Genomic DNA, 19,410 nt, shown 5'->3' on the forward strand with positions numbered 1-19,410 from the left:
TTAATATGATGAAACCGATTACATATAAACCACTTCATAGTGGGGAAGCGATTACTGCAGAAATGATTGAAGGATTATGCCGAGTGAAAAACCAGCATAATGCCGAACTTTTAGTTCAAGCAGAAGCCCATGGTGAGCTTTTAAAATTAAATGTTATGAAGAACGATTCACTGCTTAACGATGACCTTCTTCTCGTGGCCGTTGAATATGTTTTAGGCCACTCAACTGAATTGAAGTCAGTCGAAATTAATAACTTCAATCCTGATAAAAAAACGGGATATCTTTTGCAAAAGCATTTTGCAGACGGAAGTGATGTGATTCGTTTTGGCCGCCACCAGTTTTTCCAATTAAGAGGAATCTGGCATAAAGACCGCGACTATGTTTTAGGAATTGAAACATGGACATCATCGTCCGCTGAAAGACTTCATCCTGTGCGCCCTGATATTCAAACGGGGACTCTTTATTCAAAGTATGTTCCCCAAATTGAGAAGACTCTAAGTTTTAGAATGATCGATCCAGTCCGCGATCTTGATATTTTTCATGAATGGCACAATCAACCACGAGTGGCCGATTTCTGGGAGCTTCCACTTCCAAAAGCTGATTTAAAAGAATACATCTTAAAAGGTTTAAAAGACCCACATACGCTTCCGATGATTTTAGAGAGCAATGGTGTCGCAACTGGATACTTTGAAATGTATTGGTGCCGCGAAGACCGTCTGGCACCTTATTACGAAAGTGAATCATTCGATAGAGGATTTCACTTCTTAATCGGTGACACCGACTTCTTAGGTTTTCACAATACAGATGCGGCCATTAAATCATTACTGCACTTCTTATTTATCGATGAAATCAGAACCAGAAGAGTAATGGCCGAGCCTCGCTCTGATAACACTAAAGTTTTGAAGTATGTTGAAACTTCTGGTGGGTGGAAAAAACTCTACGAATTCGATTTTCCTCATAAACGTGCTGCTTTACTTGAATGTAAACGCGAAGCTTTTTATATGGGACACATATGAGCGACTGGCAGACCGTAAACTTAAATCTTATTGCCAAGTCGATTGGCGAACTTTGTTATGAACAGATTTTAACAGCAGTTAAAGTTTCTGAGAATGAATACGCTATCGATTTAAAACACGGAGACCGCTACAGCTTTAAAGCATGGATGGGGATCTGGGATCATTTGAGAGTGGATCCAAAAAGCATCAAGAAAAAAGGATCAGAAGCAATCTCTGCCGGACAGTTTTTTATTGATGCCCAAGTTGATTTAGAAATGACTGACATTATTTTAGGAAACTTCCTGGAAGAAATGCACAACAGTCTTTTTGCTGACCTTGCACTTTTAGCAAAACAAAAAGGTGTGTCTGCTGATTCAATGACAAATATGTCAGGTGAAGAAGTGCAGGCCTATTTAAATGGCCATCCAAAAATTCTTTTAAGTAAAGGTCGTGTTGGATGGGGAGTCAGAGAGTTTGAAAACTTTGCTCCTGAAAGCGAAAAAGGTGTGTGCCTTTATTGGATCGCCGTAAAAAAAGAATTAGTAGAAAGCTCTTTTGATGATCAGATGGATGCTCGAAAACTTTTGTCAGAAAGTTTCGATAAAAATGAAATGGAAAGATTTTATGAAATCTTAAAAGAAAAGAAAATTAACTTTGATGATTTTCATTTCATGCCAGTTCATCCTTGGCAGTGGAATCGTTTTATTAATATTCAATACCACGCACAGGTTGTCACAGGAGACATCGTTTCATTGGGAATTTTAGGGGATGATTACGTTCCTCAAATTTCAATCAGAACACTGTCGAATCGCCACCACCCGAAAAAGTTAGATATTAAATTGCCGCTGACAATTTTAAATACTTCAGCAATCAGAGGAATTCCTGCTCGATATATTTCAGTCGGAGCAAAACTTTCTCGTCACATTCTTGGTCTTTGCCATGAAGATGAATTGCTAAAAAAATACAATACAGACGTTCTGGTTGAGAAGGCCGGAATGACTGTGAAGCATGAATTATTCTCTCAAGTGAAAGAAGTCCCTTACCGCTACAACGAGTTCTTAGGAACGGTTTGGCGTGAGAGTATGGCATCTAAACAAGGTCCAGGAGAGCTTGCAATCTTAACTGGCAGTCTTTTTTATCAAGACCTAGAGGGAAATTCTTTAATCGGTGGCTACATCAAGAAATCGGGTCTTTCTAAACAAGAATGGCTTAAAGAATATTTCACAGTTGTCATTTTACCTCTTTATCACCTGCAACTTAAGTACGGGCTAGGCCTTGTGTCTCACGGACAGAATATTATCCTGAAAATGAAGGACTTTAGACCCGTAAGTGTCATCCTGAAAGATTTTCAAGGTGATTTAAGACTGGCCCAAAATTCGGTACTACTAGAGAGAGAAGACTTTAAAGAAATAGCAGCGAAGTTGGACAAACTTCCGCCTAATTATTTGATCCACGATTTGATGACAGGACACCTGGTGACAGTGCTTCGTTTTGTGTCGGAAGTGATGGAAGAGAGTGATGGGTTAAAAGAAATCGAGTTCTATAAAATCTTAGCAAATATTGTGTCTGAGTATCTTGAAGGCAAAACGATTGACCCGGAATTAAATTTTTTAAATGAATCCGTTCATAGAGTTTTATTAAATAAAGTACGCTTTAAAATTGGTTACGGTGACTCCAGTGAGAGACTAAAACCAATGGTAGGCAAAGATCTTGCGAGTCCGCTTTACTTGGGACTTAAGCATAGAGAGGCAATCCATGACTAAACATTACGATCTTGTCGGAGTAGGAATAGGGCCATTTAATTTGAGCCTTGCTTCTGTTTTAGATAAATCAAAAGATTTCAATTTCAGATTCTTCGATGCTAAGAAGAGTTTCGAATGGCATTCTGAAATTATGTTTTCTGATTCAGATATGCAGACGTCTTACCTGAAGGATCTTGTCACTCCGGTGGATCCAACAAGCCCGTATTCATTTTTAAACTACCTGGTACAAAACGGACTTTTCCATGCTTTCATGAACACTGGAAGACAAGTGGTGACAAGACGTGAATTTGAAATGTACTGCCAGTGGGTCACCAAACAACTAGAACACAGACTGCAATTCGATACACCAATTTCAAATGTTGATTTCAATGGATCTAACTTTGTGATCACTGCTGGAGCAGAGCAGTTCACTGCAAAGAATATTTGCATCGGAACTGGCATCACTCCAAGAATCCCTGAGTGTACAGTCGATTTAATTTCTAATAACTTCTTCCATGCAAAATCATCTCAACTTGCTGACTTAAATGTTGATGGCAAAGATGTGGTCATTATCGGTGGCGGCCAAACGGGTGTAGAGATTTTTAGAAACAACTATAAATCGAAATGGGGAAAAGCAAAGAGCATCAAGCTTATTACAGGAAGATCAGGTCTTCAGCCGCTTGATGAATCTCCATTTACAAATGAATTTTTTACTCCAAGCTACGTAGAAGATTTTTTTCCGATGGATCAGGAAAGAAAAGGGCCGATTGTTAAGTCTCAAAAATTAGCTAGTGATGGAAATACTCCATCTTACCTAGAAGATATCTACCGTGAGCTTTACCAGTTAAAGTTTGTTGAAGGTACCTCTCAGGACATTCAAATCCTTCCAAGTAGAAGATTAAATGATGCCAGCGAAATTAATGGAAGGTATTTATTAGTCCTGGATAATGATTTCAGCGAAGGCCTTGATGAGATCGCTGCAGATGTGGTTATTTTATGCACAGGATTTTCAAATACAATTCCTAAAATCTTAGATCCGATAAGATCAAAAATTAGTTTTGACCAGGAAGACCGTTTTATCTTCAATCAGGATTTCTCAGTGAAGTGGAATGGATCAACTGACAATAAAGTGTTTGCACTTAATTTCAGCCGTCACTGCCACGGTATCTCTGAGCCTCAGACGAGTCTGATGGCCTGGAGATCAGCAACAATTGCAAATGTTGTCCTTGGGGAGAAGCTTTATCTAACTGCGAAGCAGGCCCCAAATTTTATGAGCTATACTAAAAAATAATTGGATTTATATGAAATTTTTCTTTCCCGTATTTATGTTACTTGTTTCTCAAATTGCTTTTTCTCAAACTGAACCTAATGGATCGCTAGAACTTGATTCAATTGTTATCAAAGGTAGTAAGGAAAAAAAGAAATACAAAGACACCACAACGAGCATCACTGTTTTAAAAGATGATACGTACAAAGAAGGAGTAACTGATAACTCAATTTCAGCTCTTAATGGACAGTCTAACGTTCAGGTTAATAGAGACAGCAAAGGTGAGACATTCAGTATCAGAGGTATTAAAAATACCGGTGTAACAGGTTACCAAAAAGATAACCTTGCCTCGATTATCATCGACGATGTTTTTCAGACAGACCTCGCAATTAAAGCGGGAAGTTTTGACTTATGGGATATGGATAGAATTGAAATTCTTCGTGGGGCCCAGTCGACAACTCAAGGGTTCAACTCTCTTGCCGGAACTATTTTAGTTAACCACAATGAGCCGACATTTTTCACAGAAGGGAAATTGAAATTAGGTTACGCCTCTTTCGATAGAAAAGAAGTAGGAGTCGCGACTAACCAGGAAATCATTCCAGGGAAATTAACTTCTAGAGTTGCTTACAATAAAGAAACGTCAGACGGCTTCATTACAAATACTACAACTAACAACAAAGACTGGGGATATAAAAACCGCGATAACTTCAATGCGAAACTTTTATACCAGGCCACAAATGACGATAAACTTCTCTTCGACGTAAAAGTGATGAGAAATAAATCAGGTGGTAATTACGTTCAAGGCCCTGATCCATTCAAACGTCAGGTTACTGAAGATGTCGATCTAAGCTCACGTGTTGGAAATCAGCAGACGAGTCTTCGTTACTTAAAAACGATCAACGAAAACTTTAGCAATACAGCGATTCTTGCTTACTCTCAAAGTACTTTTAAGGAAGCATCGGACTCTGATGGAGCACAGGTTAATCTTGCGGGTACGAGGCAAGAAGACCATAAAGACAATTTCTACAGCTTGGAAAACTTACTTTATTTTAAAAATGATAAAGTAAACAACATGCTGGGAATGAATATTTCAAATTACACTCTTCGTGAGCACCATGATTTTAAATTGCTCTTTCCGATTGGTGGAGTGAACACAACTCCGGTTGCTGTTATCCAGGACTCTAAAAACATCCGCACGATTTACTCGATCTTCAATTCATTCACATATGACTTCAATGATGAGCATTCAGTTAATCTTGGTGGGCGAGTTGAGTTTTCAAATAACAAGTTTGGAACAAGTGTTGTTGCTAAAAGAACAGAAGATACAGGAAGTGCCGGAACCAATACGACGGTTGATAACTATTTAATTAAGTCTTCTGGAAGTTATGGAGACAAAGAAGAGAACTTCATCTTCCTTCCAAAACTTGGTTACGTTTATCACATGAACGCCCGCAATCACTTTGGAGCTGCTTATACTGAAGCTTACAGAAGTGGTGGTTTAAGTATCAACAGAAGTAGAGCGATCCCCGTTTCATACGACCCGGAAAGAACCAACAACTATGAGTTGTCGCATAAATATGAGCAGTCTCAATTTAATATCTCAACAAACGTTTTTTACACTAACTGGAAACACCAACAGGTTTCGGTTCGCCTTTCAAACGATTTTTATGACACTCAAGTTGAAAATGCTTCAAGATCAGAAGTGTACGGGGCAGAAGTTCAAAGTAATTATTACTTAACACAGGCCCAAACAGTCACTTTAAATGCTGGGTATGTTCACACGCGCTTTGTGGATTTCAAAAAGAGCGGATTTAATTATACAGGTAAAGAGTTTCCCAATGCTCCCAATGTAACGGCGATGCTTAACTATAAGATTATGCTTACGGATATGTGGGCCCTTGGAGCAAGTGGGCGATTCCTGGGAAAATCATTCTCAAATGCTGAAAACAATAGAGAAATTACAGACCAGTACTACTTCGACGTGAACACGCAGTATGCATTTTCTTCCTACTCTCTGGAACTTTACGTGAAAAATATTTTCGACAAAGAATATGTGATATATGATGGGTCGCCGAGTTCAGCGTTAACTAATGCAACAGGTACTTATAATGTTAAGTACTATCAAATCAATACCCCGAGAGAGCTAGGCTTCAGGGTAAATTATTTTTGGTAAAATATTAGAATGAGCACACTTTCGAACACAACATTTAAATCAGTTTATGCATCTATCGGGTTGCATGTGGTTTTTGTTGTCCTTGGATCATGGGCCTTCTATAACAATTCAGTTCATACATTAGAATTAACGGGAAAAGCTGGCGGTGGTGGAAAAACGATTTCACTATCTGGTATTAAGTTTGTTTCAAAAAACTCAGTAAGTGCTCCTGCGCGCTCAATCCCAACAAAAGCAATTGAGAAATCTGTCGTTACAAAAACGGCGACTAAGGCAATCGTTGCTACAGCGACGACAACTGATACGGTTTCTGTAACAAGCGGCGCGGTAAGTGCTGCTGTGACTGGTGGATCGGGTTCTGGTGTTGGATCTGGAGCAGGTAATGGTTCTGGAGCTGGTGCAGGTGATTTCGATCAAGGGCATCTGTTTGGTTTGATTAAAAATTTCTACGAAACTCGCTTGGGGGCAACTCTTAATATCCGCGAGAATCAGCTAATTAAAATTAAACTCATGTTGAGTAAAGAAGGCGATATTCTTGATGCTATTTTAGTTCAAGGAACATTAGAGATGTCAGCACTAAGAAGAATTATTAGTGTGGCAAAAAATATCCCATTAAAAACTTTTTGGAATAGCTCGAGCAGTTATCCTAAAGAAATTATTGTTCCTCTCGTCCTGACACCAGGCTAGTTATTCCTTCGCTGCTTTTCTTGCCAAAACAAAGGCCAGAGCTGAAGTCACAATCCCTGAAAGTAAAACCGCAGTCCATCCATAATCTTGTTGAAGTCTCACTGAGATCAACGATCCCAAAGCAAAAAACGTAAAGAGTCCTGTCATGAAGATCGCATTGATACGAGCGCGAGCAGAGGCCTCTAGAGAAAAGATGATACTTTGGTGAGAGACTAGGGCAATCTGCAGTCCTAGGTCAAATATTACGGCCCCAAGAGCAAGGATGATAAGTGATGTGGGAATCAAATACATTAAAACGAAAGAAGCAAAAACTAAAATGATCCCGAAATTAATTCCGATATAAGCGCTTTGTTTGTCGGCCATTCTTCCGGCAATCGGTGCACCTAAAACTCCGGCAGCTCCTGCAATACCAAAGAGACCAATTTGAGTAGGGGAAAGATTAAAAGTAGGTCCACCTAAATAGAAAGAAAGGTTGGTCCAGAAAGCACTGAAAGCAAAACCAAGGAGACCTTGAGTAAAAAGCGACGTGCGAAGTTTCTTCTTTGTTTTAAACTGGAAAATTAAAGATTTTAACAGTTCGACGTAAGTTGTTTTGGCACTTGTAAGTACAGTCGGTACTTTATAATAAACAATGATTGAAAGAATGATTGATGAAAGAGCAAAAAGAATAAAGACTGATCTCCATCCACTAATTCCGGCCACGACACCAGAGAGTGTTCTTGAGCAAAGAATCCCCATGAAGAGACCACTCATCACAAGCCCGATAACTTTTCCACGAGATTTTTCGTCAGCAAGATCTGTACTGTAAGCAATATAGTCTTGAGCGACAGTTGCAAAAATCCCCATGAACATACTTGCGATTAAAAGCGTAATCCAACTGGTTGCAAGAGCAGCAGCAATAAGAGTGACAATCAGAAGGGATTGTTTAATTAAGATCAATTTCTTTTTAGGGACAACATCACCTAGAGGAACAATAAAAAAGAGTCCAAGGGCATAACCAATTTGTGTAAAACTTGCGACTAAGCCAATGTTTCCGACAGTGGTATTTAATTCATTTCCAAGTGTTTGCAGTAGAGGTTGATTTAAATAAAGACATGAAACAGAAACACCTACCGCAATAGCAAGAAGATAGAATAAAATATTCCCTGAGAATACATTGTTTTTCATTGGAGAGACCTTTAGTTGACGTTTAGGACGATCTTACCAAAAGATTTCGATGACTCAAGAGTTTCGTGCGCCTTTTTTAAGTTCGCAGTAGTCAGGCCTTCCAGAGTTTGTTTTAATGTGGATTTTATTTTGCCGCTTTCTACTAGAAGCGCGATTTCACTAAGTACTCTACCTTGTTCCTCAGGATGATAATTAAACAGACTTTTACTAAACATAAATTCCCAAGTTGTTTTGATTGATTTTTGTTTAAAGTGAGAGATATTTAAATCTTGAGGGTCATCAATTAAAATAAAATTTCCAAAGGGTCTGATAATTTCATTTAGTTTAGGCAGATAGTCTGAAGTATGAGTTGTACTAAAGACTGCATCTACTTCTTTGATATTAATTTTTTCTAATTCAGTTTTTAGATCGTTAGTGTGATTGATGACAAAATCAGCACCCAATTCTTTACACCAATTAATAGTATCAACTCTAGAGGCCGTCGCAATGACGATGGCATTTGATTTTGCCTTTAAAATCTGAATGGCCATTGATCCAACTCCACCGGCACCACCAATAATTAAAATAGTAGGGCGAGAGTGTAGCTCCAGTGATTTATTCTCAATCAAAGCTTCCCATGCAGTTACACTTGTTAATGGCATGGCAGCGGCCTGGGTAAAACTAATATTCTTTGGCTTTTTTGCTACCAATCTTTGGTCAACTGCTTGAAGTTCAGCATTTGATCCAGCTCTATTTAATTCACCGGCGTAATAAACTTCATCACCAATTTTAAAATCGACTACATCAGCTCCAACTTCTAAAATGATTCCTGAAGCATCCCATCCGAGAATGATAGGTGTTGAATCATCAGAAGATTTTCGTTGTCTGATCTTTGTGTCCACAGGATTGACTGAGATCGCTTTTATCTGAACTAAAAGATCCGTTTCTTTTATTTGAGGTTTTTCTATTTCAATTTCTTGAATATTAAATTGGTCGATTAAATGTGCCTTCGTATAACCTAAAGCTCTCATATATTTTCCTTATTAAAAAAATTAACATCTCACAGCTGATACTATTTTATTAGTTTATCAAGTGCAAGGAGGGGGAAATGAAAAGGTATGATTCTTAGGTGAAGGCGCTTGAGACTTTAAGGAAAAAGAATGCCAAGTTGACATTCCTTTTCCTGAGTAAGATTTATTTCTTAGGTTTACTTTGATCTTTTGGGTCAGTTGCAGTCGAAAGTTTTTTAATAGTCCCTTTACTTAATTGATCGCGCTCTACGATTCCTTTTGTTGTCGGAACCATGTGAGTTGAAAACGGAGTCTTCTCACCTAAAACCTGGGCCTGTACAGTGAGATTTAAGCGAACTGTATCACCAATTAAAGCTCCGCCAGCATCCATTGTTTTATTCCACACGATACCATAGACCTTTCTATCAAGCTCTCCAGTCAGGTTGAAGAAGTAATTCTCTTTTCCCCACGGGTCTTTCAATTTTCCTTTATAAATACCTTCTAAAATAATAGGACGCTTAATTCCTCTCATTGTAAGGTAACCCGGAACTTGCATTTTTTTACCTTGCTCGATTTTAATCGGACCAGGGGCCTCAAAAGTAATTTGCGGGTAAGTCGCTCCAAAAAAGAATTCATGACCTCTTAAGTGGAAATCTCTTTTTCCATCATTAGTGTCAACACTATCAGCTTTCACTATAATTTTGATTTTAGTAATATCATTTTCAGCAGCGTTGAGTGCAAAGAATCCTTGGAAGTCTTTAAACTGACCGTCAACTTTAGTCATCAGCATATAGTCGACATCAAAAGCAATGCGCGAGTGTTCTTTAATTAATTCAAAGTCTTTTGCGTTTGCATTAAACGCTAGAATATTTAATAGGATAAACAGACCTGTCAGATTTTTCATCTAGTACCTCACTTATGACTCTATTATAGAGGTTTAGGAGGGGAGATTCTATGGACTCATGGTTTAATAAATAGCACAAAACGCCCTGTTTTATGATAGGCTAAAATCATGAAAAAAGAGCATCATCACGAAGATTTAAAGACACTACATCCCATGCGCTCATTCGGAGTAGTTTCGGGAATCACTAATCAGGTAAGAGTCACAAGGCTTGAAGACAGACTTAACCCTGCCGTTCCATTCCCTCATAAACATAATTTTTACCATCTGGTTTTTATCACTAAAGGTTCTGGCTGGCATGAGATAGATTTTAAACGTCATGCTGTTAAAAGTGGTGCGATGTTTTTTATGATGCCAGCACAAGTGCATTCATGGGCAATGAGTAAGGACACGTGCGGGATTGTCGTAGAGTTTGAGAATCTTTCTATGTTTTCTGGTGATGAGTCTTTTGTCCTTACCGAGGCCCTAAGGCCTGCGGCAAGTTACCTGAGTCTCACAGGAGAAAAGAAAGCGAGTATGAGTGGCCTGTATCAGACAATGCTAGAAGAGTACGAGGCGGAGTTCCGCGATTTTGAAATTTTACTCAGACTTAATCTGGCCCAATTAATAATTCTCTTTTCACGATTTCTTAAAAGTACTCCTGTGAAAGTTTCTCGCATTTCAAAGTTCAGGGATGAGTTTAATGAATTGATTGAAAAGAATTATAAAACTCACCACAATGTAGAGTTTTATGCCAAGGCCATGGGAGTGGCGACAAAGTCGTTGACAGCGAAAGTGAATCGCAACCTGGGAAAAAATGTCAGGGAGATTATTCAAGACAGATGCATCCTGGAGAGTAAGAGGTTACTTGCTTATTCTGATTTATCGGTGAGTGAGATCGCATTGGAGTTAGGTTTTGAAGACCCAAATTACTTTACAAGATTTTTTAAATTAAAAACAAAAACGAATCCGGGAAAGTTTAGACAGAAAGTTAGACACATTTGTTAAAAAAACTTCCCGCAGAAAAACTGCGGGAAGCCTCATCATTATTTGCTCACGTCACCAGTCTTGATTCCTTCTGTGCGAATCATGATCGTTACGTCATCGCCAACGGCCGGGCCGATATCAATTTTTTGATCGTAGTTGATATGAAAATCTTTACGGTTAATTTTTGTACTCATGTTTAATGCGACTCTTTCATTGCCCATTGGATCTTTCACGGATCCAGTGTATTTCCCTCTGAAAGTTACTTCTTTTGTTACATCTTTAATTGTGAGGTCACCAACTAAAGTGAATGATCCAGGTTTACCTGTGAAGTGCTTACCTACAAAAGTCATTCTAGGATATGTGGCCACATCAAAAAACTCTTTAGATCTTAAGTGCTCATCTCTTTTTGCAACCGCAGTATCAATTGAAGTTGTCGCAATTTCTGCTTCCACTGTTGAAAGAGTGAATTTCTTAGCTAGAAGAAAATTTCCTTTAACATCGTTAAATCTTCCTTCAACTTCAGAAATAACAAAGTGGTTAATTACAAAATCAACGCGCGTGTGATCCGGGTCAATTTTGTACTGGCCTGGAACATAATTGGGCATAAGGGCAAAAGCACTTAGTGAGAAAAAGAGAACTGTAAGTGCGAGGGATAATTTTGTTTTCATATAAACTCCTTGATTGAACATTGCCTTTACAAGTTGCGTGCCAAACGTGAAGCTGGCAGTAGCATTGCAAACACTAAGGAAAGGGAGTTTAAAATGGAAAATTTTTGGGACGAGATCAGCGATAAGTTAAAAGATGCTTTTGACAAGGCCGAAGACAGAAGCAAAAAAGATATAAATCTTATCAAGAACATACCGGCCATGTTGTCATTCCTAGGAGAGCTTGAAGGCGACGAGTTGCTTTTATGGCTTGATCAAGCAAGAAAAATCAAGAAGCGTCGTGATCCCAAATTTCCCCCTATCAATGGGGATTTTTACGACACAAGATCGCATTTAACTGATGAGGAGAAAGTTATCCTCGCTAATGTAAGAAAATTCATGCTGGAAGAAATTGAACCAATCGCCACAGAATACTGGTTGAAAGGTGAGTTCCCTTTTCAGATTATTGATAAAATGAAAAAGCTCAATATCATCGGACTGACTTACGACAAATCATACGGCGGGCAAGGGCACTCAAATCTACTTGAAGGAATGATTGGCGAAGAGATCGCTAGAGTCGATGTTTCAACTTGTACTTTTTTTGGTGTGCACTCTGGTCTTGCCTTGAATTCAATTTATATTTGTGGATCAGAAGAACAAAAACGCGAGTTCATTCCACCAATGATTCGAATGGAAAAAATCGGGGCCTTTGGCTTGACTGAGCCCGATGTTGGTTCGGCCGCTTCTATGGGATTAAAAACCACTTGTAAGCGTGAAGGTGATACCTGGACAATTAATGGTGAAAAAAAATGGATCGGGAACGCAACATTTGCCGACTATATTATTATCTGGGCCAAAGACGTCGACGACCATATGGTGAAAGGCTTCATTGTCGATCGCACGACAAATGGTTTAACGACTGAAAAAATTGAAGATAAAATGTCACTGAGAATTGTTCAAAATGCTTTAATCAAATTAGAGAACGTAAAAGTGAAAGAAGAAAGACGTCTGCAAAATGCGAACACGTTTAAAGACACTGCAAAAGTGTTAAAGATGACGAGAGCGGGAGTTGCATGGCAGGCCGTCGGTTGTGCTCGCGGAGCTTATGAACACACTCTTCAGTATACAATGGACCGCCGTCAGTTTGACCGCCCGATTGCAGGCTTTCAGATGACTCAGGATCTGCTGGCACAAATGCTTTCGCAGTTAACGGCCATGCAGTGTCTGACTACCAGATTGAGCCAATTACACGATCTTGGTGTGATGTCTGATGAGCAAGCGTCGCTGGCAAAGGTTTTTTGTACAGTAGGCTGCAGAACCATCACCAGCATGTCGAGAGAGCTAATGGGTGCCAATGGAATTTTAATCTCCAACAAGGTTGCAAGGTTCTTAGGGGATGCTGAAGCTCTATACTCTTATGAAGGAACAAAACAAATCAATAGTCTTGTGCTAGGTAGGGCCATTACTGGTCTTAGTGCTTTTGTTTAATAAAATCTTTGATTCCTTGTTCTCTTTTTTTAAGAGAGCAAGGTACTTTTTCTCTAGTTTCTTTATGATGCCTTTGCGATTATATTCGGCGAATTTTTCTTTCAGATAATTATTTACTTCAGGTATGTTCCACTTTGATTTTAGTGAAATCGGAGCGTACATCCCGGTGGTGATAACTCTTTTTGGTAAAACCACAAAACGATCTTCCCAGTGCAATTGAACAAGTGTGGCCAGCCCTGAGTTAAGTCCTGCAATAATATAACGGGCGCGGTTTTTATCGACAAAACGAAAACACTGCTCAGTCGTAGAAAGACGAGTGATATTTTTATGGATCAATTCAAATTTATCAAAATCAGATCCGAAGCTATCATTGATAATTGCGGTGCCGGGGAATTTTAGTAAATCTTGAAAGTTCTCAAATTTAAATTCTTTGCCCTTTCTCACAAAGACAACTGTTTCATCCTGTATGAAAGGTTCAGTTGCATAATTATAAAAAGGAAGACGCTCTTCTGTTTTATAGGGAGGAAGAAGTATATCAATCCTTCCGCTTTTCACTTCTTCCTGAGCACGTGCCCAGTTGTCCACGTTGATGAAAACAACTTTGACATCTATTTCATTGAAAATCATTTGCATCATTTCGATAGCGATGCCTTGAAATTTTTTGGTCTCTTTATTCGTCCATATGACCGGAGGGTAATCAGGATGGCCGGTGATAGTAATCACTCGGTTATTTGGGAGGCCCATTTTTTTTAAGTCAGTTCCTGCCACTGAGGTAAAACTAAAGGCGAGTAGGGAGAGTATCATAAGCATTTTCATCAGATTGCAGTATGTACTTAGGAGGAATTCGAGGCAACGCTTTAATAGAAAGAGGGAGTAAAATTTATGTAATCTTTATGTTGGGCCGCAACCTATTAGAACTCATATTCTACTTTGGAGAATCTTTATTGGCAGCGAGAGTCGTTCGCGCTAATGACTGCCCAGTTTATTTGTCTTTAGCTTGAGACTCAAGGCCCTTACAGAAAATATCAATGAATCGTTCAAGATAAGTATTGGCCTCTTCATGTGAGATGTTATCGATTAACATCTTTCCCATGACAATGCTGAAGATATAATCTTCTATGATATCTAAAATTTGAGCAGCATTAATTGTCGGAGCAACTTTTTTTTGTTCAATCAGGTTGTTGAGACGAGCTTCGAATGCCGGGTGAGTTTCAAAGATAATTAATGACTCATGAAACTTCTTTAAAAATTTTGGATCAGTTAAAAACTGAACCATCACAATCTTAAATAAACTCATATCATCAATAAAAAATAAGAGTCTTTGTTTGGCAAAACATAAGCATTCTGCAGCGAGTGTTTCTTGAGGTGGGTAGTCCATCTCAATAAAGCGACACTGAATCGCTTTTTTCTCAATGAACTTAATCATGAGACCATACTTACCATCAAAATATCTGGCGATTAAAGCGACATTAACGTCAGCTTTTTTAGCAATCATACGCGTAGTCGCGCCTTTGAAGCCATGCTTTGAAAATACCTGTTCTGCCGCCTCAAGGAGGCGCTCTTCAGTCGCTAAACGATCTTTGTTTTTAGATTTAATTTGTTTTACTACCATAATTTTCCTTTATAACACCTTAAAATTTATAGGTTGGCCAGAAAATTCATAAGTTCTACTAAGTAATCACTTGATTACATCACAGTTTTCGACGATACTCAACTTGAAAACAAAGTAATCGTTTGATTACATCCAAGATGAGGTTAACTATGTTAAAGACAATCGTGGTCATTGGATCGATTGTGGCGGGGCCTATTGCTCATGCGCTGACTCTCAATGAATACCTAACTCAAGTAGAAGAAAAAAGCTTAGCTTACAGACAAGGAAAAGCTCAGGCAGATGGATCGGGATTAGTTTCTCGTGAAGCTGATCTATTAACTTCGCCTTACTTCTTTGCTGAAGCAACACGCAGTTTCGACACTACACTTCCAGCACCTCCTCAATCAAAATCTTGGGATGAGAAGAATGTTGGCCTTTATAGTGCTGGACTAACTCAAACGTTTGATTTTGGTCTGGAAGCAAAACTTGCTTATACTCTGACAAAAACTCAGTATGAGAACTCAAATTTCGCAGCGGGCGTTGAATCTTCTTTTTGGGATGCAACTCCAAATATCGAATTGAAAATGCCTTTATGGGGTAACGGTTTTGGACGCACAATTCAGGCACAAGCTGAAGTGACAAGAAATCAAAATTTAGCTAATCAGTATGGTGCCCTGGCAAACTCACAAAATCTTTTAATCAATGCTGAAGTTGCTTACTGGCAATTATCGACAGCAAAAGAACGTGTGGCAATTCAAGAGCAGGCCCTAGGTGCTGGTCAGAATATTTACAACTACGTTAACAAACAAAAACAAAAAAACCTTGGTGAAAGTGCCGACGTTCTTCAGGCCACTGCTCTTATTGAATCTTATAAACTTCAATTGCAGCAAGCACAGAACGATGTTGAGCGCGCGCAGCGAGCTTTCAATACTTACTTGAATCTGGAATCAACAACTGCAACGCCAAGTCTGGAGATCGTTGATTACGCGAATCTTCAAAATATCGTGGTTCCAGAAGCTCGTCCGGGTGAAAGATTAGATGTTAAAGCAGCAAGAGCTCAGACTGCTCTGGCGAAAGCATCAAGCGCACTTATTCTTGAAAGAAATAAACCAACACTTGATGTGATTGGTGGTTATGCTCTTCAAGGGCGTGGATTAGAAGCATCACGTGCTTTTAACAATGGAAATAAAACTGAACACGACTCTGGATATGTTGGAGTGATGTTCAATATGCCTCTGAATTTCTCTGCAGTTTCAGATGCAAAGGCCGGAGCAAGACGTTTACAAGAATCTGCTGAAATTAGTGAGCAGAATTTAGTGTACACACAAGACCAGGACTGGATCGATTTGAAGCAAAAACTTTCGGAATCGAAAGCGACGCTTAAAATTGCCCGCTCAATGGAAGTCGCTCAAAAAGCAAAATTAGACAATGAAAGAACTAGATTAAGACAAGGTCGTACGACAACTTATCAGGTTCTTTTATTTGAGCAAGACTACACAACAGCACAAGCTGCACGTATTCAATCAGCGACTCAAATATTAGCACTAGAAGCACAGTTGAAATTATACCAAGGGGAGAAATAATATGAGTTTAGCAAACGTATCCATTAAAAGACCCATATTTATCACCTGTGTAATCATCGGGATTCTAGTTGGTGGTTTTACGGCCTTCAAATCAATGTCAGTCGATTTATTTCCTGACGTTTCGATTCCGGTTGTAACTGTACAAACTGTTTATCAAGGAGCTGGTCCTCAAGAGATTGAGACACTAGTATCTAAACCGCTTGAAGATGAAATTGCATCAATCTCAGGTATCAAACGTTTAAAATCAAGAAACCTTGAAGGGGTTTCTATTCTTATCGTTGAGTTCAACGATGATAAAGATTCAAAAGTAGCAGAGCAGGAAGTCCGCGATAAAGTAAACATCGCAAAAGCTGATCTTCCAACTGAAGTAGAAGATCCGATCATTAAAAAATTCGACCCTTCTGATAGCCCGATCGTATATCTTTCTGTTACAGCAAAAGGTTTAGGCGATGGTGAGTTATACGACTTGGCCGACAGAATTATTAAACCTCGTCTAGAGCAAGTAGATAACGTTGGTGCGGTTGAAATTATCGGTGGACGTAAAAGAGAAATTCACGTTTTACTAGATAGAAATAAACTTAAATCGCGTGAGATCTCAGTTTCTCAGGTATCTTCTCAAGTAGGAGCGATGGGAGAAAATATTCCTGCAGGTAAAGTTTCTCGTGATGATAAAGAATTAGTATTCAGAGGAGTGGGAGAGTTCTCAAATGTTCAGGAAGTCGCAGATACACTAGTTAACCTTTATGGTAACGAAGTACCAACTCGTGTTGCTGATCTTGGGATCGTTAAAGATACATTAGAAGATGAAAAATCGCGCTCATTTTTAAATGAGAACCGCGTATTAACTCTACAAGTTTATCGTCAAGCAGGATCGAACACTCTTAAAGTTGCTCAAGATATTAAGAAAAAAGCTGCGGCCATTAACTTAGAATTAAAAGACAGTAAAAATGCTCCGAAGCTTGATATCATCGTCGACTCGTCTGAAAAGATTGAGGCCAACGTTCATGACGTTTATGAAACAATTATTATCGGTATTATCTTAACGGTCATTACAGTATTTTTCTTCTTAGGTTCTGTAAGGTCTACTTTAATCACGGCCCTTTCACTTCCAGTTTCTTTAATCGGATCTTTCATCTTGATTGGTCTTGCTGGATTTACAATTAACATCGTAACTCTACTGGCCCTGACGTTAGCAGTAGGTCTCTTGATCGATGATGCCATCGTTGTTATTGAGAACGTTTATCGATTTATGGAAAAAGGTTTTGATTCCAAAGAAGCAGCTCAAAAAGCGACAGCTGAAATTCAGATGGCCGTTATTGCGATTACACTGGTTGTAATGGCCGTATTCGTACCAGTTGCCATGATGTCAGGAACGATCGGACAGTTCCTTAAATCATTCGGTTTAACAGTTGCTTTCTCAATGGCCATTTCACTTTTTGTTGCCCTTACAATTATTCCGATGCTTGCAGCTTACTTTGGGGGCGAGCACCATGACATTAAACATATTCCTGAAAACCCAGGTATCTACGACAAAACTCTTGGCCGCATGGTTAGAGGATTTGACCGTTTCCAAACTTGGTTAGAAAACATTTACGAAGCTTTCTTAAAGTTCACTTTAAAGTCTCCACTGGCGACAATTGGTGCAACTTTAGCGATCTTCCTTTTCTCTTTCTACGTAGCAGGCTTCCTTCCAGGTGAATTCGTTCCAGATGATAACGCTGACGAATTAAATATTACACTTGAGCTTACTCCGGGAACAAATATTGAAAAAACTGCACAGGTTGCAACTGAAGTAAAAAATATCGTTCAAAAAAATGATATCGTCGACTTCGTTCTTTATTCTGCAGGAAATGAAAACGGTGAGGTTAATAAGGCCACTTTCATTGTTAAGTTGAAAAAAGACAGACATGGAATTACGACAGAAAACTTTAGAAATACACTTAGAGAGCAACTTGTTGCTTATAAAGAAATCGCTAACCCAATTGTAAAAAAATACGATACATCGGGAATGGGACGTCAGCCGATGATTTTAAACATCACTTCTCCTGATGCTGCTGCACTGGAAAGAAGTGCAATGAAAATTTTTGAAGCGATGAAAAAAGACAAGCGTCTGGTAGACTCTGACTCTAACTATAGAACTGGTAAGCCAGAGCTACAGGTAAAAGTTAAGCCAGGAGCAGCGAGAGAGTACGGTATCAACACTAAAACATTAGGTGCAGAACTAAGAGCACAAGTTGAAGGGGCGACACCTGCTGTTTTCCGTGAAAATGGTCAAGAGTATGATGTTCGTGTTCGTTTAACTGATGAACAAAGAGATTTAAAGAAACTTTACAATCAGGTTTATGTACCAAACATCAACCACCGCTTAGTTAAACTTTCTGATGTTGCTAATGGTGTAGAGACAACTGGTCCGGCGTCTATTGAAAGGATGAACCGTGGACGTTTTATTGAGCTTTCATCAGGGCTAAAACCAGGTGAAGGTTTAAATCAGATTATGGCCGAATATACAGAGAGAATGACTAAAGGAGATTTAAAGCTTGAGCCAGGTGTTAACCTGAACTTAGGTGGTGATGCTGAAGATATGGCAAAGCTAATGACTTCAACAATTCTTGCCGTAGGTATGGGTCTACTAGTTATTTATCTGATTCTTTCATCTTTATATGAGTCTTTTATTACTCCTGTAACGATTATGCTTTCGCTTCCACTTGCTATTAGTGGAGCTTTCTTCGGACTTTATTTAACAGGTAAAACAATGAACCTGTTTGCGATCTTTGGGTTCTTCATGCTTATCGGTGTTGCCGGTAAAAACGGGATTCTAATGGTCGACTTTGCAAAGCAGTTGATGGAAGAAGGTAAAGATAGATTTACTGCTATCATTGAAGCAGGTAAGACTCGTCTTCGTCCAATTCTTATGACTTCATTTGCTCTAATCGCTGGTACTTTACCTATTGCAATCGGTTTGAACCCAGCTTCTAGAACTAGAACTTCAATGGGGGTTGCAATTGTAGCAGGTGTTGCTTTATCAACGATTCTAACTTTGATTGTTCTCCCATCGATCTTCGTTTATATCGACCGCTTTAGAGTATGGGCTAATAATTTGGGAGCAAAAATGACTTCTCAAACTAAAGAAGAGAAAGCTCATAAACCAAACAAGCATACTGAAGTTCAAGGTCAGTCTAAAATTGAAGACGATTCAATGGTGACTGAGTAAGAAATGAAT

15 protein-coding genes are annotated in these 19,410 nt (G+C 38.9%); 9 read left to right on the forward strand and 6 right to left on the reverse strand.

Going from position 1 to position 19,410, the window contains the following annotated elements; all coding sequences use genetic code 11:
* Positions 1-5 precede the first annotated feature (5 nt).
* Genes SHI21_RS07785 through SHI21_RS07805 form a run of 5 tightly spaced genes read left to right on the forward strand, consistent with a single transcriptional unit; the run spans position 6 to position 6,861 of the window.
* Positions 6-1,016, forward strand: coding sequence for a GNAT family N-acetyltransferase (locus SHI21_RS07785; RefSeq protein WP_323575770.1), 1,011 nt, complete (start codon positions 6-8; stop codon positions 1,014-1,016).
* A complete protein-coding gene (locus SHI21_RS07790) occupies positions 1,013-2,758 on the forward strand; it encodes an IucA/IucC family protein (RefSeq protein WP_323575771.1) in 1,746 nt (581 codons plus the stop codon). Before SHI21_RS07785 ends, SHI21_RS07790 begins: the two co-directional genes overlap by 4 nt.
* Positions 2,751-4,028, forward strand: a complete 1,278-nt coding sequence (locus SHI21_RS07795; RefSeq protein ID WP_323575772.1) for a lysine N(6)-hydroxylase/L-ornithine N(5)-oxygenase family protein — start codon at positions 2,751-2,753, stop codon at positions 4,026-4,028. Before SHI21_RS07790 ends, SHI21_RS07795 begins: the two co-directional genes overlap by 8 nt.
* A gap of 10 nt (positions 4,029-4,038) precedes the next feature.
* Positions 4,039-6,177, forward strand: coding sequence for a TonB-dependent receptor (locus SHI21_RS07800; RefSeq protein WP_323575773.1), 2,139 nt, complete (start codon positions 4,039-4,041; stop codon positions 6,175-6,177).
* A 9-nt stretch (positions 6,178-6,186) separates the two neighbouring features.
* Positions 6,187-6,861, forward strand: a complete 675-nt coding sequence (locus SHI21_RS07805; RefSeq protein ID WP_323575775.1) for a hypothetical protein — start codon at positions 6,187-6,189, stop codon at positions 6,859-6,861.
* Here the strand turns inward: SHI21_RS07805 and SHI21_RS07810 are convergent, their stop codons facing one another.
* The 3 genes from SHI21_RS07810 to SHI21_RS07820 all read right to left on the reverse strand — a co-directional run bounded on the left by SHI21_RS07810 (position 6,862) and on the right by SHI21_RS07820 (position 9,921).
* Positions 6,862-8,028 (reverse strand): MFS transporter, encoded by a 1,167-nt coding sequence (locus SHI21_RS07810; protein WP_323575776.1) that lies wholly within the window; start codon positions 8,026-8,028, stop codon positions 6,862-6,864. It lies immediately after the preceding gene.
* Between the two features lie 11 nt (positions 8,029-8,039).
* Complete coding sequence (locus SHI21_RS07815) at positions 8,040-9,038, reverse strand: zinc-binding alcohol dehydrogenase family protein (RefSeq protein WP_323575777.1); 999 nt, start codon at positions 9,036-9,038, stop codon at positions 8,040-8,042.
* Positions 9,039-9,201: 163 nt separating this feature from the next.
* Positions 9,202-9,921, reverse strand: a complete 720-nt coding sequence (locus SHI21_RS07820) for a YceI family protein (protein WP_323575778.1) — start codon at positions 9,919-9,921, stop codon at positions 9,202-9,204.
* A gap of 108 nt (positions 9,922-10,029) precedes the next feature.
* Here SHI21_RS07820 and SHI21_RS07825 point away from each other — a divergent pair, with 108 nt between their 5' ends.
* Positions 10,030-10,905 carry an AraC family transcriptional regulator gene (locus SHI21_RS07825; RefSeq protein ID WP_323575779.1) on the forward strand — a complete coding sequence of 292 codons (876 nt, stop codon included), beginning with the start codon at positions 10,030-10,032 and terminating at the stop codon, positions 10,903-10,905.
* 38 nt (positions 10,906-10,943) lie between these two features.
* Here the strand turns inward: SHI21_RS07825 and SHI21_RS07830 are convergent, their stop codons facing one another.
* A complete protein-coding gene (locus SHI21_RS07830) occupies positions 10,944-11,552 on the reverse strand; it encodes a YceI family protein (protein ID WP_323575780.1) in 609 nt (202 codons plus the stop codon).
* A 93-nt stretch (positions 11,553-11,645) separates the two neighbouring features.
* On the opposite strand from SHI21_RS07830, the gene SHI21_RS07835 reads away from it, so the two are divergent.
* Positions 11,646-13,016, forward strand: coding sequence for an acyl-CoA dehydrogenase family protein (locus tag SHI21_RS07835; protein ID WP_323575781.1), 1,371 nt, complete (start codon positions 11,646-11,648; stop codon positions 13,014-13,016).
* On the opposite strand, the gene SHI21_RS07840 is transcribed toward SHI21_RS07835, so the two are convergent.
* Both SHI21_RS07840 and SHI21_RS07845 read right to left on the reverse strand, forming a co-directional pair.
* Positions 12,978-13,820, reverse strand: a complete 843-nt coding sequence (locus SHI21_RS07840; RefSeq protein WP_323575782.1) for a substrate-binding periplasmic protein — start codon at positions 13,818-13,820, stop codon at positions 12,978-12,980. The two genes, SHI21_RS07835 and SHI21_RS07840, sit on opposite strands and share 39 nt — an antisense overlap.
* Positions 13,821-13,998: 178 nt before the next feature.
* The gene (locus tag SHI21_RS07845) at positions 13,999-14,628 is read right to left on the reverse strand and encodes a TetR/AcrR family transcriptional regulator (RefSeq protein ID WP_323575783.1); all 630 of its coding nucleotides are present in this window, start codon (positions 14,626-14,628) and stop codon (positions 13,999-14,001) included.
* A 149-nt stretch (positions 14,629-14,777) separates the two neighbouring features.
* On the opposite strand from SHI21_RS07845, the gene SHI21_RS07850 reads away from it, so the two are divergent.
* Positions 14,778-16,190 (forward strand): TolC family protein, encoded by a 1,413-nt coding sequence (locus SHI21_RS07850; protein ID WP_323575784.1) that lies wholly within the window; start codon positions 14,778-14,780, stop codon positions 16,188-16,190.
* A gap of 1 nt (position 16,191) precedes the next feature.
* Positions 16,192-19,401, forward strand: a complete 3,210-nt coding sequence (locus SHI21_RS07855) for an efflux RND transporter permease subunit (protein WP_323575785.1) — start codon at positions 16,192-16,194, stop codon at positions 19,399-19,401.
* The last annotated feature ends 9 nt before the right edge of the window (positions 19,402-19,410 follow it).

The sequence above is a fragment of the Bacteriovorax sp. PP10 genome, assembly GCF_035013165.1.
Taxonomy (GTDB): domain Bacteria; phylum Bdellovibrionota; class Bacteriovoracia; order Bacteriovoracales; family Bacteriovoracaceae; genus Bacteriovorax; species Bacteriovorax antarcticus.

Excerpts from the sequence above, each read along its gene's own strand:
- SHI21_RS07785 (WP_323575770.1), top strand. The coding sequence starts at position 6 with ATGATGAAACCGATTACATATAAACCACTTCATAGTGGGGAAGCGATT.
- SHI21_RS07790 (WP_323575771.1), top strand. The coding sequence starts at position 1,013 with ATGAGCGACTGGCAGACCGTAAACTTAAATCTTATTGCCAAGTCGATT.
- SHI21_RS07795 (WP_323575772.1), top strand. The coding sequence starts at position 2,751 with ATGACTAAACATTACGATCTTGTCGGAGTAGGAATAGGGCCATTTAAT.
- SHI21_RS07800 (WP_323575773.1), top strand. The coding sequence starts at position 4,039 with ATGAAATTTTTCTTTCCCGTATTTATGTTACTTGTTTCTCAAATTGCT.
- SHI21_RS07805 (WP_323575775.1), top strand. The coding sequence starts at position 6,187 with ATGAGCACACTTTCGAACACAACATTTAAATCAGTTTATGCATCTATC.
- SHI21_RS07810 (WP_323575776.1), bottom strand. The coding sequence starts at position 8,028 with ATGAAAAACAATGTATTCTCAGGGAATATTTTATTCTATCTTCTTGCT.
- SHI21_RS07815 (WP_323575777.1), bottom strand. The coding sequence starts at position 9,038 with ATGAGAGCTTTAGGTTATACGAAGGCACATTTAATCGACCAATTTAAT.
- SHI21_RS07820 (WP_323575778.1), bottom strand. The coding sequence starts at position 9,921 with ATGAAAAATCTGACAGGTCTGTTTATCCTATTAAATATTCTAGCGTTT.
- SHI21_RS07825 (WP_323575779.1), top strand. The coding sequence starts at position 10,030 with ATGAAAAAAGAGCATCATCACGAAGATTTAAAGACACTACATCCCATG.
- SHI21_RS07830 (WP_323575780.1), bottom strand. The coding sequence starts at position 11,552 with ATGAAAACAAAATTATCCCTCGCACTTACAGTTCTCTTTTTCTCACTA.
- SHI21_RS07835 (WP_323575781.1), top strand. The coding sequence starts at position 11,646 with ATGGAAAATTTTTGGGACGAGATCAGCGATAAGTTAAAAGATGCTTTT.
- SHI21_RS07840 (WP_323575782.1), bottom strand. The coding sequence starts at position 13,820 with ATGATACTCTCCCTACTCGCCTTTAGTTTTACCTCAGTGGCAGGAACT.
- SHI21_RS07845 (WP_323575783.1), bottom strand. The coding sequence starts at position 14,628 with ATGGTAGTAAAACAAATTAAATCTAAAAACAAAGATCGTTTAGCGACT.
- SHI21_RS07850 (WP_323575784.1), top strand. The coding sequence starts at position 14,778 with ATGTTAAAGACAATCGTGGTCATTGGATCGATTGTGGCGGGGCCTATT.
- SHI21_RS07855 (WP_323575785.1), top strand. The coding sequence starts at position 16,192 with ATGAGTTTAGCAAACGTATCCATTAAAAGACCCATATTTATCACCTGT.